We start from the raw sequence: 17,127 nt of genomic DNA, 5'->3' as shown, positions 1-17,127 counted from the left end.
ACGCCGAGGGGGTCGGCGACGCGGCCGAGTTCCACGGAAACAAGTTCGAGTCACCGCGCGGGCGCCGCGAAGACGACGCGCGGGCGCCGCGAAGACGACCGGAAAGACACCCTGCCCGGCACGGCCTGGGGCGGTGGCGGGATCACGGCCGTGTCGGCCCGGCGTTCACCTCGGGTTCTTCTGCGCGCCGCCCATGCGTGGCAGTCTCCTGGCAGCGGCCCGTCGAAGGCCGCGGAAAAGGGGCGCGGCAGACCATGGAGAGCGGGCCGGCGATCTTCACCGGAGTGGTGTTCGCCCTGTTCGGAACCGGGTTGCTGGTGTGGACCGCGACCCGCGTCAGGCGTCGCGAACCGGTCGCCCTCGGTGTGAACCCGGTCGCATCGGCGACCCTCGCCGCTCTCGTGGGAGCGGCCGCGCTGGTGCTCGCCGCATGGTGCCTCGTCCGCGTCCGATAGCTGTCCAGGCCTCCTCCCGCCAGTAATTGAGAGGTCGCACTCCGGATCGCCTCGGAAGGACTGCCGGAAGGACTGGTGGACACTCCGGGCGGCAGGAATGGCGGTAGTCGGGTTACCGTTCGAGTGGCCGTTGCGGGCTTTTCCCGTTTGACACGGGGACGGGATGTACCGTCACACTCCGCAGCGTCACCATGACCCGACCCCGGGAAGAAAGCCCGGGGAGGCCCCAGCGTCGACCGGAGAGAAGAGCGAAGTTGTCCCCGACCAGCGAGACCGCACAGGGCGGCCGCCGACTCGTCATCGTCGAGTCGCCTGCCAAGGCGAAGACGATCAAGGGCTATCTCGGCCCCGGCTACGTCGTCGAAGCGAGCGTCGGGCACATCCGCGACCTCCCCAACGGCGCCGCGGAGGTGCCCGAGAAGTACACCGGCGAGGTCCGCCGCCTCGGGGTGGACGTCGAACACGACTTCCAGCCGATCTACGTGGTCAACGCTGACAAAAAGGCCCAGGTCAAGAAGCTCAAGGACCTGCTGAAGGATTCCGACGAACTCTTCCTGGCCACCGATGAGGACCGCGAGGGCGAAGCCATCGCGTGGCACCTCCTCGAAGTGCTGAAGCCCAAGGTCCCGGTCAAGCGCATGGTGTTCCACGAGATCACCAAGGACGCGATCCGCGAGGCCGTGGCCAACCCGCGCGACCTGAACAAGCGCATGGTCGACGCCCAGGAGACCCGTCGCATCCTCGACCGCCTCTACGGCTACGAGGTGTCGCCGGTCCTGTGGAAGAAGGTCATGCCGCGGCTGTCGGCGGGCCGGGTCCAGTCCGTCGCCACCCGGCTCGTCGTCGAGCGGGAACGCGAGCGCATCGCGTTCCGTTCCGCCGAGTACTGGGACCTGACGGGCACCTTCGCGACCGGCCGCGCGGGAGACCCGTCGGACCCGTCGTCCCTGGTCGCCCGCCTCCAGACGGTCGACGGCAGGCGGGTCGCGCAGGGCCGCGACTTCGACTCCCTGGGGCAGCTCAAGAGCGCGAACATCCTCCACCTCGACGAGGCGAACGCCCGCGCCCTGGCCGCCGCCCTGGAGAACACCCGGTTCGCCGTCCGGTCCGTCGAGTCCAAGCCGTACCGCCGCTCGCCGTACGCCCCGTTCCGTACGACGACGCTCCAGCAGGAGGCCAGCCGCAAGCTCGGCTTCGGCGCCAAGGCCACCATGCAGGTCGCGCAGAAGCTGTACGAGAACGGCTACATCACGTACATGCGTACGGACTCCACGACGCTGAGCGACACCGCGGTCACGGCCGCCCGCGCCCAGGTCACGCAGCTGTACGGCGCCGACTATCTGCCGGACCGGCCGCGCACGTACGCCGGGAAGGTCAAGAACGCCCAGGAGGCGCACGAGGCGATCCGCCCCTCGGGCGATCGTTTCCGCACGCCCGCCGAGACCGGTCTGACCGGCGACCAGTTCAAGCTCTACGAGCTGATCTGGAAGCGGACCGTCGCCTCGCAGATGAAGGACGCGGTCGGCAACTCCGTCACGGTGAAGATCGCCGGCGCTGCCGCCGACGGCCGGGACGTCGAATTCAGCGCCTCCGGCAAGACGATCACCTTCCACGGCTTCCTGAAGGCGTACGTCGAGGGCGCCGACGACCCGAACGCCGAACTCGACGACCGCGAGCGCCGTCTGCCGCAGGTCGCCGAGGGCGACGCGCTCACGGCCGAGGAGATCACGGTCGACGGGCACGCCACCAAGCCCCCGGCCCGCTACACCGAGGCCAGCCTGGTCAAGGAACTCGAGGAGCGCGAGATCGGCCGCCCGTCGACGTACGCGTCGATCCTCGGCACCATCCTCGACCGCGGCTACGTCTTCAAGAAGGGCACGGCCCTCGTGCCGTCCTTCCTGTCCTTCGCCGTGGTGAACCTCCTGGAGAAGCACTTCGGCCGGCTGGTCGACTACGACTTCACCGCGCGCATGGAGGACGACCTCGACCGCATCGCCCGCGGCGAGGCGCAGGCCGTGCCGTGGCTGAAGCGCTTCTACTTCGGCGAGGGCGAGGCGACCGGCGCCGCCGACGCGGGCAACGGCGACGGCGACCACCTCGGCGGTCTCAAGGAACTGGTCACCGACCTGGGCGCGATCGACGCCCGCGAGGTGTCCTCGTTCCCCGTCGGCAACGACATCGTGCTCAGGGTCGGCCGCTACGGGCCGTACATCGAGCGCGGCGAGAAGGACGCCGAGGGCCACCAGCGCGCCGACGTGCCGGACGACCTGGCGCCGGACGAGCTCTCCGTCGACTTCGCGGAGGAACTGCTCGCCAAGCCGAGCGGCGACTTCGAGCTGGGCGCCGACCCGGAGTCGGGCCACCAGATCATCGCCAGGGCCGGCCGCTACGGGCCGTACGTCACCGAGGTGCTCCCCGAGGGCACCCCGAAGACCGGCAAGAACGCGGTCAAGCCGCGCACGGCCTCCCTCTTCAAGTCGATGTCGCTGGACACGGTGACCCTCCAGGACGCGCTCCAGCTGATGTCGCTCCCGCGCGTCGTCGGCACGGACGCGGACGGCGTGGAGATCACCGCGCAGAACGGCCGCTACGGCCCGTACCTGAAGAAGGGCACGGACTCGCGGTCGCTGCAGACCGAGGACCAGCTCCTGACGATCACGCTGGAAGAGGCGCAGGCGATCTACGCCCAGCCCAAGCAGCGTGGCCGCGCGGCCGCCAAGCCGCCGCTGAAGGAGCTGGGCGTGGACCCGGTCAGCGAGAAGCCGGTCGTGGTCAAGGACGGCCGCTTCGGTCCGTACGTCACCGACGGCGAGACCAACGCCACCCTGCGCTCCGGCGACAGCGTCGAGGAGATCACCCCGGAGCGCGGCTTCGAGCTGCTCGCCGAGAAGCGCGCCAAGGGGCCCGCCAAGAAGACGGCGAAGAAGGCACCGGCCAAGAAGGCGCCCGCGAAGAAGGCGCCGGCCAAGAAGGCCACCGCGACGAAGACGGCCGCCAAGAAGACCACGGCGGCGAAGAAGACGACCGCCGCCAAGAAGACGGCCGCCGCGAAGACGGCGACGGCCGCGAAGACGGCGACGGCCGCGAAGACGAGCACGGAGGACTGACGCCCGTTCCGGCCGGCGGCGGCCCCGGGTCCGGCTCGGGCCCGGCTCGGGCCGCCGCGTGGCCGATCGGTGCTCGTGCGGTGCGCCGCTCTCCCGATCTCCTTCACCGCGGGTTCGCGGAACGCACGCCTCGGCATCACTTTGGTGTCGGGGTGTGCGCACGTGTGGGCGAGTGCCTCGGGCTGTCGGCAGGTCCCGATAGGCTGAAAGCATGACGAGAGCCGAGCAGCCAACGGCCAGCCACCCCGCCCCGGACGACGCCCTGGTGGCGGACTCCCGCGAGCGCGCCGTCCGCGCCCTGCTGCGCCGGCCGCAGCTCAAGCGGCTCTGGAGCGCCCAGCTCGTGGGAGGCGTGGGGGACATCCTCACGCTCCTCGTGCTGGTCGTCCTCGCCCTGCAGACGGCGATCGCCGCCGGCTCGTTCGGGGGCGGCTACCGGGGCGTGGCCATCGCCGTCGCCACCGTCTTCGCGGTGCGCATCCTGGCGACCCTGCTCTTCGGCGCCGTGCTCCTCGGCCCGCTGACCTCGCTGACGTCCCCGCAGGGGCCGCTCGACCGCCGCTGGACGATGGTCGGCGCCGACGGTCTGCGGGCCGCGCTGCTGATCGTCGCGCCGCTGTGGATCGACTGGACGCCCGACGACGCGCTCGCGGTCCTCCTGGTCACCGTGTTCGTGACCGGGGTCGCCGAGCGCTTCTGGACGGTGTGCCGCGAGGGCGCGGCACCCGCCCTGCTGCCCGCCCCGCCCCCGGAGGGCGCGACGGTACGGCCGCTGCCGGACCACATGGACGCCCTGCGCCGCCTCTCGCTGCGCACGAGCTTCGTGGCGGTCCCCCTCGCGGCCGCCACGCTTGCCGCCGCGTCCCTCGTCAACAACCTGCTGGGCGCCGGCATCGCCTGGTTCGGCCAGCACCAGGCGGCCCTCGCGTCGTACGTCGCGGCCGGACTGTTCGCCGCCTCGCTGTCCGTGGTGAGCGGCCTGGAGCTGCCCGACGTGCGCACCCCCCGCGCGCGCTCGCCGCTGGAGGGCCTGCGCCGGCCCAGGACGGCCGCGGGTGCCGAAGCCGGTCGCACGGGCGCGATCCCGGTACTGGTGTTCGCCTGCGCGGCCGTCGCCGCGGCGGTCGCCGCCGCCGTCGCCGTGTCGGTGCTGCACGCCAAGGACCTGGGCGGCGGGCCCGTGCTGTACGGGCTGCTGGTGCTCGCGCTGACCGGCGGTGTCGTGGTCGGTATCCGTACCGCGCCGGCCTTCCTGCCGACGCTCTCGCGGCGCCGTCTGCTGTTCCTGTCGCTCGCCTTCACCGGGGTGGCGCTGCTGGCCGCCGGGCTCGTCCCGGACGTCACCAGCGTGCTGCTGATCGTCGCGCTGGCCGGTGTCGGCGCGGGGTCGTCCGCCAACACCGGACACACCCTGCTCGACCAGGAGACCGAAGACGGTCGGCGGGCGCGTACGACCGAGCACCTGCACGCGGTCGTACGGGTCTGTGTGGCGCTGGGCGCGGTGATCGCCCCGCTGATCGCGGCGCTCATCGGGCCGCACCGGCTGGAAAACGGCAAGTTCGTGTTCGCGCACGGCGGGGCCGCGTTCACGCTGATGCTGGTCGGCGCGCTGCTGCTGCCGGTGGCCGCGCTGGTGCTCGCCAAGGTCGACGACCGCTCCGGCGTACCGCTGCGGCACGACCTGCGGGACGCGCTGCTCGGCGGCGACGACCCCGTGCAGGCGCCCGCGACCGGCGGGTTCTTCATCGCCCTGGAGGGCGGCGACGGCGCCGGCAAGTCCACCCAGGCCGACGCGCTCGCCGACTGGATCAGGGCCAAGGGCCACGAGGTCGTGCTCACCCGCGAGCCCGGGGCGACGCCCGTGGGCAAGCGGCTGCGGTCGATCCTGCTGGACGTGTCGTCGGCCGGGCTGTCCCACCGCGCGGAGGCGCTGCTGTACGCCGCGGACCGCGCCGAGCACGTCGACACCGTCGTACGGCCCGCGCTGGAGCGCGGCGCGGTGGTGATCTCGGACCGGTACATCGACTCGTCGGTGGCGTACCAGGGGGCGGGCCGCGACCTGTCCCCGACGGAGATCGCGCGGATCTCCCGCTGGGCGACGAACGGACTGGTCCCGCATCTGACGGTGCTGCTGGACGTGTCGCCGGAGGCGGCCCGCGAGCGGTTCACCGAGGCTCCGGACCGGCTGGAGTCGGAGCCCGCCGAGTTCCACGCGCGGGTGCGCTCCGGTTTCCTGACGCTGGCCGCCGCCGACCCCGGCCGGTACCTGGTCGTCGACGCCGCGCAGGAGCCCGAGGCGGTGACCACGGTCGTCCGGCACCGGCTCGACCAGATGCTGCCGCTGTCCGAGGCCGAGGTGAAGGCCGCCGAGGAGGCCCGCCGCAAGGCCGAGGAGGAGGCCCGGCGCAAGGCCGAGGAGGAGGCCGCGCGCAAGGCCGAGGAGGAGCGTCTGGAGCGCGAGCGCCAGGCGCAGCTGGAGCGGCTGCGCGCCGAGGAGGCCGAGCGCAAGCAGCGCGAGCTGGAGGAGGCCCAGCGGCGCGAGGCCGAACGGCAGGCGGAGGAGGCGCGTCGGCGCGCCGAGGAAGCGCACCGGCGTGCCGAGGAGGAGCGCGCTCGGCTGCTCGCCGAGGAGAAGCTCCGGGCCGAGGAGGAGGAGCGGCGCAGGGCCGAGGAGGAGCGGCGCCGCAAGCAGGCCGAGGAGGAGGCCCGGCTGCGTGCCGAGGCCGAGGCCCGGCGGCTGGAGAAGCAGCGCAAGGCCGAGGAGGCACTGCTGCGGGCGGAGGCGGCACGCCGGGCCGCCGAGCAGGCCACGGCCGCCGCGCAGGCGGGACCGCAGCCGAAGGCGCCGTCGGCCGCGGCCGTGACGTCGGAGGCGGCGACCGTGCCGACGCCGGTGGTGAAGCCTGCCCCCGCGGCGGGTGATCCGGTGGACGAGACGACGGTGCTGCGGCGGGTGCGCGAGCGGGACGCCGAGGACCCGCGGTCCTCGGGGGCCGCGTCCGCCACCGGGTCCGAGGCGGAGGTGACGGCCGAGCTGCCGCAGCCGCCGGTGCCGTCGGGCGCCGCGGACGAGACCACGGTGCTGCCGCCGGTCGCCCCCGGCGCGGCGGACGAGACGGCCGTGCTCCCGGCGGTGCGCGAGGAGGACCTCGCGGGCCGGGTGCCGTCCGGGTTCTTCCGCGACGAGCCGTCGGGGGAGTCGAGGCCGCGGCAGGCGGACCGTCCCGACGACCGGACGCGTGAGCTGCCGCAGATCGACGAGGACGGCGCGCCGCGGCGGCGGGCCCGGCCCGACTGGGCCGAGGAGACGCCGCTGGACGACCTGCCGACGCTCGCGGACGAGCTGCTCGGCCCGCGTGGAGACGACGACGAGGGACACGACGACCGGCCGGGGCGCCGTCGCGGCGGCCGGGGCCGCTGAGCCCCCTCGCCGCCGGGGGATTGCGCGCTCGGCGGCTTCCCGCCCTCGGGACCCCGGGACCTTCCGGGGCGGCACGGGGTGGTGCGGGGCGGCTCCTGGGGCGGGCTGCTCTGTCAGTGGCTGCCCGCACAATGGAATCCGCACCGCGAAACGTGACGAAAGGGCGGCCTGACCCATGACCGTGTGGGACGACCTCGTCGGGCAGGAGAAGGTCAGCGAGCAGCTGGCCGCCGCCGCCCGGGACGCCGACGCCTTCGTCACGGCGACGGCCGCCGCCGCGCCGCCGCCCGAGACGTCGAAGATGACGCACGCCTGGCTGTTCACCGGCCCGCCCGGCTCGGGGCGGACGCAGACGGCGCGGGCCTTCGCCGCCGCGCTGCAGTGCGTGAGCCCCGACCGTGCCCTCGGCGGGGCCCCTGGCTGCGGGTTCTGCGACGGCTGCCACACGGCGCTCGTCGGCACCCACGCCGACGTGAGCACGGTCGCCGCCGTGGGCGCCGAGATCCTGGTGAAGGACATGCGGGACACGGTCCGCAAGTCGTTCACGTCACCGGCGAACGGCCGCTGGCAGATCATCCTCGTCGAGGACGCCGAGCGGTTGAACGAGAAGTCGGCCAACGCCGTCCTCAAGGCCGTCGAGGAACCGGCGCCCCGCACGGTCTGGCTGCTGTGCGCGCCCTCGCTGGAGGACGTCCTGCCGACCATCCGCTCCCGCTGCCGCCACCTCAACCTGCGGACCCCGTCGGTCGACGCCGTCGCCGACATGCTCGTACGCCGTGAGGGCATCGAGCCCGGCGTCGCCGCTGCCGCCGCCCGCGCCACGCAGGGGCACGTCGACCGGGCCCGCCGCCTCGCCTCCGATCCGGCCGCGCGCGAGCGCCGGGCCGCAGTGCTGAAGCTTCCGCTGCGGGTCGAGGACGTCGGCGGCTGCCTCCGGGCCGCCCAGGAGCTGGTCGACGCGGCCGCCGAGGACGCCAAGCAGCTCGCCGAGGAGATGGACGGCAAGGAGACCGAGGAGCTCAAGGCGGCGCTGGGCGCGGTCCAGGGCGGACGGATGCCGCGCGGCACGGCCGGGGTCATGAAGGACCTGGAGGACATGCAGAAGCGCCGCCGGACCCGGACCCAGCGCGACAGCCTCGACCTCGCCCTCACCGACCTCACCGGCTTCTACCGCGACGTCCTCGCCCTCCAGCTCGGCTCCCGGATCGCCCTGGCCAACATGGACGCGGAGGACGCCCTGGAGCGCCTCGCCCGCGGCAGCAGTCCGGAGTCCACCCTCCGCCGTATCGAGGCGATCGGCGCCTGCCGTGACGCCCTCGACCGGAACGTGGCGCCGCTGCTGGCGGTGGAGGCGATGACGATGGCCCTCAGATCGGGCTGAGGGCGGTGCTCCTCGGATCGGGCTGAGGGCGGTGCTCCTCGGATCGGGCTGAGGGCGAGGTCCCTCGGATCGGGCTGAGGAGCAGCCTTCGGTACGGCCCGCACGACTCGCCTCCCCCACCCCGCGGGCCGACGGCCTAACCCGTACGGTGGCACATCGTGTGCGCAACGCATCCGAGGCGTCGCACAGAGTTAGGCTCGCCTGATGCACATCAGGCGCGCTCCTCGTCCGACCGGCCGAAACCTCCAGCACCGCTTCCGAGTCACCGGCACCGTCACGGCGCGTGGCGTCGGCACCCTGCTCGGCGTCGCGGCCATGCTCATCTCCGCGTGCTCCCCGCAGGGAGTGACGAGTTCCGGGACCACCACAATCACCGCGGCCACGGCGACCACCGCGGCGGAGCCGGCACTGACCGCACTGCCCCGGGCCACCCCGTCCGCGCTCGCGTCGTACTACCGGCAACGGCTGACCTGGCGCAGCTGCGGTACCCCCGGCTTCGAGTGCGCCACGATGAAGGCGCCGCTGGACTACGCCGATCCAGCCGCCGGTGACGTACGGCTGGCCGTGGCCCGCAAGAAGGCCACCGGACCGGGCGAGCGGCTGGGCTCGCTGCTGGTGAACCCTGGCGGACCGGGCGGCTCGGCGATCGACTACCTCGAGCAGTACGCCGGCATCGGCTACCCCGCCGAGGTCCGCGCCCGCTACGACATGGTCGCCGTCGACCCGCGGGGCGTGTCCCGCAGCGAGCCCGTCGTGTGCCTCGACGGGCCGCAGATGGACGCGTACACGCAGACGGACGTCACACCCGACGACCGGCAGGAGGTCGACGCACTCGTCGCTGCGTACAAGAAGTTCGCCGAGGGCTGCGGCCGGAACGCCCCCCGGCTGCTGCGCCATGTCTCGACCATGGAGGCGGCCCGGGACATGGACATCCTGCGGGCGGTGCTGGGCGACGAGAAGCTGCACTACCTGGGGGCGTCGTACGGCACGCTCATCGGGGCGACGTACGCGGGCCTGTACCCCGAGCGGGTGGGCCGGATGGTCCTGGACGGCGCGATGGACCCGGAGCTGTCCTCGTACCGGATGAACCTCGAACAGACCGCGGGCTTCGAGACGGCCTTCCAGTCGTTCGCGCGGAACTGCGTGCGGCAGAGCGACTGCCCGCTGGAGAGCAAGGACAAGACACCCGAACAGGTCGGCGACAGCCTCGAGGCCTTCCTCCGCAAACTCGACGCCCACCCCATCCCCACGGGCGACCCGGACGGCCGCAAGCTCGGGGAGGCCCTGGCCACCACCGGCGTGGTCGCCGCGATGTACGACCAGGCGTCCTGGCCGCAGCTGCGCGAGGCGCTGGACTCGGCGATGAAGGACAACGACGGCGCCGGCCTGCTCGCCCTCTCCGACAGCTACTACGAACGCGACTCCGAGGGCCGCTACAGCAATCTGATGTTCGCCAACGCGGCGGTGAACTGCCTGGACCTCCCGCCCTCGTTCACCGGCCCGGAGCAGGTGCAGCAAGCCCTGCCCGCCTTCGAGAAGGCCTCCCCGGTCTTCGGCGCGACCCTCGCCTGGTCCGCCCTGAACTGCGCGTACTGGCCGGTGCGGCCCACGGGTGAGCCGCACCGCATCCAGGCGCCGGGCGCGCCCCCGATCGTCGTGGTCGGTACGACGCGGGACCCGGCGACCCCGTACCGCTGGGCCCAGTCCCTGGCCGCCCAGCTCTCCTCGGGCCGCCTCCTCACCTACGTGGGCGACGGCCACACCGCCTACGGCCGCGGCAGCAAGTGCATCGACTCCTCGATCGACACCTACCTCCTCGACGGCACCCCGCCGACCGAGGGAAAGCGCTGTTCGTAGCCCTGATCACCGGTCCCGGAGCCCCCGCTCCGGGGCCGGTACGAAGCACCCCTGGAAACTGTGTAGACTTACCGACGTTGCTGATCGCACCATGGTGCGGACAGCGCGCCGCCTTAGCTCAGATGGCCAGAGCAACGCACTCGTAATGCGTAGGTCTCGGGTTCGAATCCCGAAGGCGGCTCAGTCGAAGCCCGGCTCGGACATGGTCCGAGCCGGGCTTTTTCGTTCGGGGGCGGGTGTCGGCCGAGACTCCGGGCGAGGGCGCGCTCGCCGGGGTGGTGTGTTCGGCCTGTGGCCCGTCGTGAGGGGGCGCCGCCTAGGGTGGGGCTCATGTCCGCCACAACGCCCAGTCATCCGGCCCCTGTTGACCGTGCGGAGCTGCTCGCCGACCCCTACTCGGTGTACGCGCGGCTTCGTGAGGCGGGGCCCGTCCATCGCATCACCGGCACGGACGGGCTGCCGGCCTGGCTGGTCACCCGCTACGACGACGTACGCCAGGCCCTCGCCGACCCCCGCCTCTCGCTGGACAAGCGCAACGCGGCTCCCGGCGGGTACCACGGGTTCGCGTTGCCGCCGGCGCTGGACGCCAATCTGCTCAACATGGACCCGCCGGACCACACCCGCATCCGGCGCCTGGTGTCCAAGGCGTTCACCCCGCAGCGTGTCGAACTCCTGCGGGAACCCGTCAGGAGGACCGCCGAGACGCTGCTCGACGCGCTCGCGCCGCTAGGCCGCGCCGACCTCATCTCCGCGTACGCCGCGCCGCTGCCGATCGCCGTGATCTGCGATCTGCTGGGGGTGGCCCCGGGGGACCGGCGGGACTTCCGGTCCTGGACCGATGCGCTCGTGGCCCCGGATCCGGACCGGCCCGAGCAGGCGAGGGAAGCCGTCCGGTCCCTCCTGGGCTTCTTCACCGGGCTCCTCGCGGCCAAGCGGGCCGCCCCCGCCGACGACCTGCTCTCCGACCTGATCGCCGTCCGCGACCAGGAGGACCGGCTGACCGAGGACGAGCTCATGTCCCTGGCCTTCCTGATCCTCGTCGCCGGGTACGAGAACACCGTCCACCTGATCGGCAACGCCACGCTGGCCCTGCTCAGCCATCCCGACCAGTTGGCCGCGCTGCGCGCCGACCCGGGCCGGCTCGGCCCCGCCGTCGAGGAGCTCGCCCGCTACGACGGGCCCGTGCCCCTGGCCGTCCGCCGTTTCCCCGTCGAGGACGTCACCATCGGCGGGGTCGGCGTTCCGGCCGGTGAGACCGTCCTGCTGTCCCTGGCCGCCGCGCACCGCGACCCGCGCCGTTTCCCGGACCCCGACCGGCTCGACCTCGGCCGCGACGCCACCGGTCACCTGGCCCTCGGCCACGGCATCCACTACTGCCTCGGCGCGCCCCTGGCACGTATGGAGACGGAGGTCGCCCTCTCCGCGCTCCTCGACCGTTTTCCCGGGCTCGCGCTCGACCTCCCGCCGGACGGACCGCACCGGCGGCCGTCGATGCGGTCCCGCGGTCTGCTCGGCCTGCCCGTGCGCTATTGAGTGGTACGGACGGACCGGCGGGTGCGGTCGCCCGCACCCCGCCGGTGAGCGTCCGCGTGACGGTCCCGTGGGAGTCCGTCCGACGGCCGCTCTGGCCGTGGCTGCGCCCAGGGCCGGCGAGGCTTCGTGTCAGTACGGTAACTGTCCGGTACGCAAAGGTACTTGCGCGTTTCTGCCCTTTGTTAGCGTGGGCCGTCAGTGCCTTGCGGCCGATCGACTACGGGGACGACATGAGCAGACCGGCGGACGAACAGGGCGAGACGCCCGCGCAGTTGCGCAAGCGTGCGGAGGACCTGCGGGAGTGCGCTCGCAAAGCGAGGGCGCTGGCGGGGTCGTTGGGCGGCTATCTCGACAACGCGGTGAAGCAGGCGACGCCCGCGATCTGGAAGGGGCCGTTCGCCGACACGTCCACCGCGACGCTGGGCGCCCGCAAGAAGTCGCTGGGTTCCATGGCCGGTGATCTCATGGCGGACGCGCGGCGCTGGGAGACCGAGGCGCACAACCTCGACGAGGAGGCCGCCAAGGCCGCCAAGTCGGACAAGCCCGGGGGATGAGCCGATGCCTTTCGTCGGATTCGACAGCGCGAAGATACGCGGCCTCGGCCGCGACCTGAAGACGCTCGGCGACAACGCGGGCAAGCTGCACAGTGACGTCTCCGCGGTGCTCACCCAGGCCCAGGGCCTGCTGCGCGGAAAGCCCGCGACCACGAGCGCGGCCCTCCAGCCGCTGGTCGGCAACCCCCTGTCGGTCTGGCCGTTCGGCGGCGGCACCCTGCCGGGGTCGCTCGGCCACGAGCTGCACGACATGTCCGACTCGATCACGCGCCGCTGCAACCAGCTGGACCTGTGCAACGACCTGCTCGACAAGGGGTACGCCATCGACCCGGCGCTCGCCTTCGCCGACGAGAACGCGCCGGACGAGAAGAAGATCACCGATGCGCTGGCGGCCGTGGCGGCCCTGGACGGCAAGGACTTCGGGGACGACGGCAACCGCGACGACCTGGAGAAGGTCAAGAGCATGCTCGACGGCATGACCGCCGCCGAGCTCGACGCCTTCTTCGCCAAGGTCCCGGCCGAGGACCTGCGCCGCTACGGCGACCTGGCGAAGAAGACCGACGACAGCGGCATGTGGTGGTGGGAGTCCCACGACGGCATCCCCGACGACCAGTTCCGCGACCACCTCAGCCTGCTGCTGAAGAAGGCCGGACCCTCGCACTGGGCCAAGCTGGAGGCGGCGTTCCCGGGGATCCAGCCGGGCTTCGACACCACGGACGCCTGGTTGCAGGGCTACAACTCGCAGCTGCAACAGGGGGTGCAGGGCATGCACTACGGCACGCCCGGCGACCCCTTGTTCGCCACCCCGGGCAAGGTCGACGCGTCGAGCATCTCGCAGGGGCAGTTCGCGGACTGCTGGTACATCGCGTCCCTCACCGCGACGGCCCAGGCGAACCCGAAGTTCATCGCGGAGGGCATCAAGCAGAACCCCAACGGCACGGTGGACGTCCGTATCTGGGACAAGGACGGCAAGCAGCACTGGGTCACCGTCACCCCGGACCTGCCGATGGACGGGAACGGCAACCTGGTGTCGGCGCACGGCAACAAGGAGACCTGGCCCGCGTACTACGAGAAGGCGTTCGCCCTGATGTACGGCGGCGACGACGGCGGCACCCCGGACAACCACCAGGGCGACAAGCTCTACGACCGGGCCGAGAGCGGCGACTACGGCGCCACCGAGTGGGACAACACCGACAAGGCGCCGCCGTACGTGACCGGGCACGACTCCAAGTCGATCGACAACAACGTCGGCGCCCTCAGGAAGTCGTTCGAGTCGCACCACCCGGTGATCGTGGCGACCGGATCGGTCGACCCCAAGGACGTGCCGAACGAGTGGAAGAGCAGTTTCGTCAGCCGGCACGTGTTCTACGTCAAGGGCTTCACCGCCGACGGCAAGGTCATCCTCGGCAATCCGTGGGGCGGCGGCGCCCTGGACGTCGAGGCGACGCCCGAGCAGTACGAGAAGTACTTCAACAGTCCCCAGGAGTTGCAGGTGGCAGGGTGAGGAACACGAGAATCGGTGGGGCCGTCTGCCTCACGCTGCTGCTGGCCGGCTGCGGCGGTACGGGGACGCCCCAGGCGTCGGACAGCACGACGCCCCCGGCGTCCGCGTCGTCCCCGCAGCCCGCGCCGGCCGCCGACAAGGGCCCGGAGTGCGAGGGCGCCAAGAGCGCCGCAGGGGTGCATCTGCTGCGGGGCGGTGCCACGGCACTGCCGGCCGGCGGCAAGGCGACCTACGCGGAGGCGACGGCCGACGGCCGGCACCGCACCGCCGTGCTGTCCGCCGACGACGGCAGGCGGACCGTGGCGCCGGGCGGCAAGGTCACCCTCGGCGGGCATGCCTACACGGTCGCCCAGATCTGCACCTACCGCGTGGTCCTCACCACGGCGGACCACAGCGGCACGAACCAGGGAGCACAGATGGCCACGTGGCCGACGACGCAGGACGGTCACTGGCGGCTGCGCTGGCACGTGCCCGACAACGGGCCCGCCATGGGAGCCGTCGTCACCGACATCCAGGACGGTCCGGCGCGGGCCTCGATCAGCGTGACCGCACCCGGACAGGGGCAGCTCGCCTTCTACGACGACGTACGCAAGGGCGGCACGGTCGAGATCGCGAACCGGCTGTGGAGGGTCGAGGCGATCGACCCCGGCAACATGGGCGTCGACATGAACGCGCCGGACTTCAAGGCGGGCCATGTGGACCTCCGGGAGCTCGGCGACGCCTGAGCCGGGCGGGGCGGTCCGGGGGAGTCGGCCGGGGAACTCGCCGACTGGGCAGGGGGATGGGCCCAACTCCCCCTGCCGTAAGGAAAATTGCCGCAAACGGGACGCAAAGTTAACCGGAGTCGAGGGACCTTCCCTACCTGGGGCAACATCTTGGTGAACGACGGGCATCGCCGTCGGCCGGATGGGGTGAGGGATGTTGGTGGAGCCGAGAATCGCCGTTGCGGTGGTGACCATGGGGAACCGGCCCGCCGAGGTCGACGCCCTGCTGGAGTCGGTGGCCAAGCAGGATCTCGCGCCCGCCCGGATCGTGATCGTGGGCAACGGCTGCCGGCTGCCCGAGTTCGCGCAGCGGCTGACACTGCCCGGTGAGGTCACCGTCGTCGAGGAGAGCGAGAACCTCGGCTGTCCGGGCGGCCGCAACGTCGCCCTCGCCCGGCTGCGCGAGTTCGGCGACGTCGACGTCGTGGTGGAGCTCGACGACGACGGGCTGCTCGTCGACGCCGACGTGCTGAGCCGGGTGCGGGACCTGTACGCCGCAGACCCGCGGCTGGGCATCGTCGGCTTCCGCATCGCCGACGAGCACGGCGAGACCCAGCGGCGGCACGTGCCGCGGGCCGGGGCGGCCGACCCGATGCGGGGCGGGTACGTGACCGGATTCCTCGGCGGCGGCCACGCCTTCAGGATGGCGATGCTGGCGCAGACCGGCGACTGGCCGGCCCGGTTCTTCTTCGCGCACGAGGAGACCGACCTGGCCTGGCGGGCCGCCGACGCGGGCTGGCACATCCTCTACGCACCCGAACTGCTGCTCCAGCACCCGAAGACCTCGCCCGCCCGGCACGCCATCTACTACCGGGTGACGGCCCGCAACCGGGTGTGGCTGGTCCGGCGCCGGCTGCCCCTGCCGCTCATCCCCGTGCACCTGGGGGTGTGGATCCTGGTCACCCTGCTGCGCACCCGGTCGGCCGGCGGGCTGCGGGCCTGGTTCGGCGGCTTCGTGGAAGGGCTGCGCGAGCCGGCCGGGGAACGCCGGCCCATGCGCTGGCGGACCGTCTGGCGGCTGACGAGGCTGGGGCGGCCGCCGGTCATCTGAGAACGCGGACGGGGTCCCGGCCGTTCACCTCTGACGACCGGGACCCCTCGCGTTCCCGGACCCGGCCGGGGCGGCGACACTCCCCCGAGTTCCGCGTCGTCGACGCGCGCGCCGTCGGGGCCGGATCCGATGGAATGATCACATCAGGCCTGGCCAACAGATCGCTAACATGTGGCCAACGGTCTGCTCCGTCGCCGTCGCTCGTCCGGCCGGGAGCGATGGGCGATACGGGCGGACCGGCCGTGGCGCTGTTGACATCGGCGGACGGATCGCCGCGGCGGAGTGGCGCGGTGCGGTGGCGGGATCCTGTCGTGCGGGGGCGAGAATCGGCCCGTGTGCCGATCCCACCGGAGGGCGCTGGCGGACAGGCGCGCGGGAAGGTGCAGTGAGCGGCGTGATGGGGTGCGCGCTGCGGTTCGGACTGCTGGGACCGCCTGTGCTGTACGACGACTGCGGCACCCGTGACGACCATGACGCTTGTGGTGCCCCCGATGTCCGTGCCGTCGGCAGTCCCAAGGTGCGGACCCTGCTGGCCGCGCTGCTGCTGGAGGCCGGCCGGGTCGTCCCGGTCGGGTCGCTCAAGGACACCCTCTGGGGCGGTGCGCCGCCCGCCTCCGCGCAGGCCTCGCTGCACAACCACGTGACCCGGCTGCGCCGGCTGCTCGACGACCCGGAACGGCTGCGCGCGACGCCGCCCGGATATCTGCTGCGCGTCGACGAGGGCGAACTGGACGTCCATGTGTTCGAACGACACCTCGCCGTGGCGCGCGGCGCGCATGCCGCTCGTGACTGGGAACTGGTCGTACGCGAGTGCCTGTCCGCGTTCGCGCTGTGGCGGGGCGCCCCGCTGAGCGGGCTGCCGTCCGAGGTGGGCGGGTACGCCTTCGTCCAGCGGCTGAAGGAGGCGCGGCTGCTCCTGGAGGACTGGCGCTACGACGCCGAGCTCGCCGTGGGCGGCAACCGGCTCGGCGCGCTGGTGCCGGAGCTGGCCGCGCTGGCCGCCGAGCATCCGCTGCGCGAGTCGTACCACCGCCAGCTCATGCTCGCTCTGCATCGCACCGGCCGCCGGGCCGAGGCCCTCGCCGTCCACCGCGATCTGCGCAGCCGTCTCGTCGGGGAGCTCGGCGTCGAGCCGGGCCCCGGCGTGCGCGAGGCGCATGTGGAGGTACTGAGGGGCACACCCGGCCCACCCACCGCGCCTGCGGCACCCGCGGTGCTTGCCGCGCCTGCGAGGGTTGCCGCGCCCGCCACGCCCGCCTTGCCCGCCACGCTTGCCGCATTTGCGCCGCCTGCCTCGCCTGCCATGCCTGCGGCGCTTGCCGCATTTGCGCCACCTGCCTTGCCCGCCATGCCTGCGACGCTCGCCGTGCCTGTGGGGGCTGCCGTGCCTGCGGAGGCTGCCGTGCCTGCGACGCTCGCCGTGCCTGTGGGGGCTGCCGTGCCTGCGGAGGCTGCCGTGCCTGCGACGCTCGCCGTGCCTGTGGGGGCTGCCGTGCCTGC

At 72.7% G+C, this 17,127-nt stretch carries 11 protein-coding genes and 1 tRNA gene; all 12 read left to right on the top strand.

Annotated features, from left to right (window positions below; translation table 11 throughout):
• The first annotated feature begins 254 nt into the window (after positions 1 to 254).
• A complete protein-coding gene (locus ACWC24_RS25995) occupies positions 255 to 455 on the top strand; it encodes a hypothetical protein (protein ID WP_450665278.1) in 201 nt (66 codons plus the stop codon).
• A 254-nt stretch (positions 456 to 709) separates the two neighbouring features.
• Positions 710 to 3,562: a type I DNA topoisomerase gene (gene topA / locus ACWC24_RS25990; protein ID WP_450665277.1), complete on the top strand. Its 2,853-nt coding sequence runs from the start codon at positions 710 to 712 to the stop codon at positions 3,560 to 3,562.
• A 211-nt stretch (positions 3,563 to 3,773) separates the two neighbouring features.
• On the top strand, positions 3,774 to 6,983 hold the full coding sequence (tmk, locus tag ACWC24_RS25985) for a dTMP kinase (RefSeq protein ID WP_450665276.1): 3,210 nt from the start codon (positions 3,774 to 3,776) through the stop codon (positions 6,981 to 6,983).
• Positions 6,984 to 7,158: 175 nt separating this feature from the next.
• Positions 7,159 to 8,364, top strand: a complete 1,206-nt coding sequence (locus tag ACWC24_RS25980; protein ID WP_450665275.1) for a DNA polymerase III subunit delta' — start codon at positions 7,159 to 7,161, stop codon at positions 8,362 to 8,364.
• Positions 8,365 to 8,568: 204 nt separating this feature from the next.
• The gene (locus ACWC24_RS25975; protein ID WP_450665274.1) at positions 8,569 to 10,221 is read left to right on the top strand and encodes an alpha/beta hydrolase; all 1,653 of its coding nucleotides are present in this window, start codon (positions 8,569 to 8,571) and stop codon (positions 10,219 to 10,221) included.
• A gap of 107 nt (positions 10,222 to 10,328) precedes the next feature.
• A tRNA-Thr gene (locus tag ACWC24_RS25970) sits at positions 10,329 to 10,402 on the top strand.
• A gap of 149 nt (positions 10,403 to 10,551) precedes the next feature.
• Positions 10,552 to 11,754, top strand: coding sequence for a cytochrome P450 family protein (locus tag ACWC24_RS25965; RefSeq protein ID WP_450665273.1), 1,203 nt, complete (start codon positions 10,552 to 10,554; stop codon positions 11,752 to 11,754).
• Positions 11,755 to 11,984: 230 nt separating this feature from the next.
• Positions 11,985 to 12,308, top strand: coding sequence for a hypothetical protein (locus ACWC24_RS25960; protein WP_450665272.1), 324 nt, complete (start codon positions 11,985 to 11,987; stop codon positions 12,306 to 12,308).
• 4 nt (positions 12,309 to 12,312) lie between these two features.
• Complete coding sequence (locus tag ACWC24_RS25955; RefSeq protein ID WP_450665271.1) at positions 12,313 to 13,812, top strand: C2 family cysteine protease; 1,500 nt, start codon at positions 12,313 to 12,315, stop codon at positions 13,810 to 13,812.
• Positions 13,809 to 14,537, top strand: coding sequence for a hypothetical protein (locus ACWC24_RS25950; RefSeq protein ID WP_450665270.1), 729 nt, complete (start codon positions 13,809 to 13,811; stop codon positions 14,535 to 14,537). Before ACWC24_RS25955 ends, ACWC24_RS25950 begins: the two co-directional genes overlap by 4 nt.
• A gap of 196 nt (positions 14,538 to 14,733) precedes the next feature.
• Positions 14,734 to 15,627 carry a glycosyltransferase family 2 protein gene (locus ACWC24_RS25945; RefSeq protein WP_450665269.1) on the top strand — a complete coding sequence of 298 codons (894 nt, stop codon included), beginning with the start codon at positions 14,734 to 14,736 and terminating at the stop codon, positions 15,625 to 15,627.
• Between the two features lie 397 nt (positions 15,628 to 16,024).
• The coding region (locus tag ACWC24_RS25940; RefSeq protein ID WP_450665326.1) for an AfsR/SARP family transcriptional regulator at positions 16,025 to 17,127 on the top strand (1,103 nt) is incomplete at its 3' end.

The sequence above is a fragment of the Streptomyces sp. NPDC001443 genome, from assembly GCF_053597355.1.
This window is presented reverse-complemented; position numbering and strand designations above follow the sequence as displayed.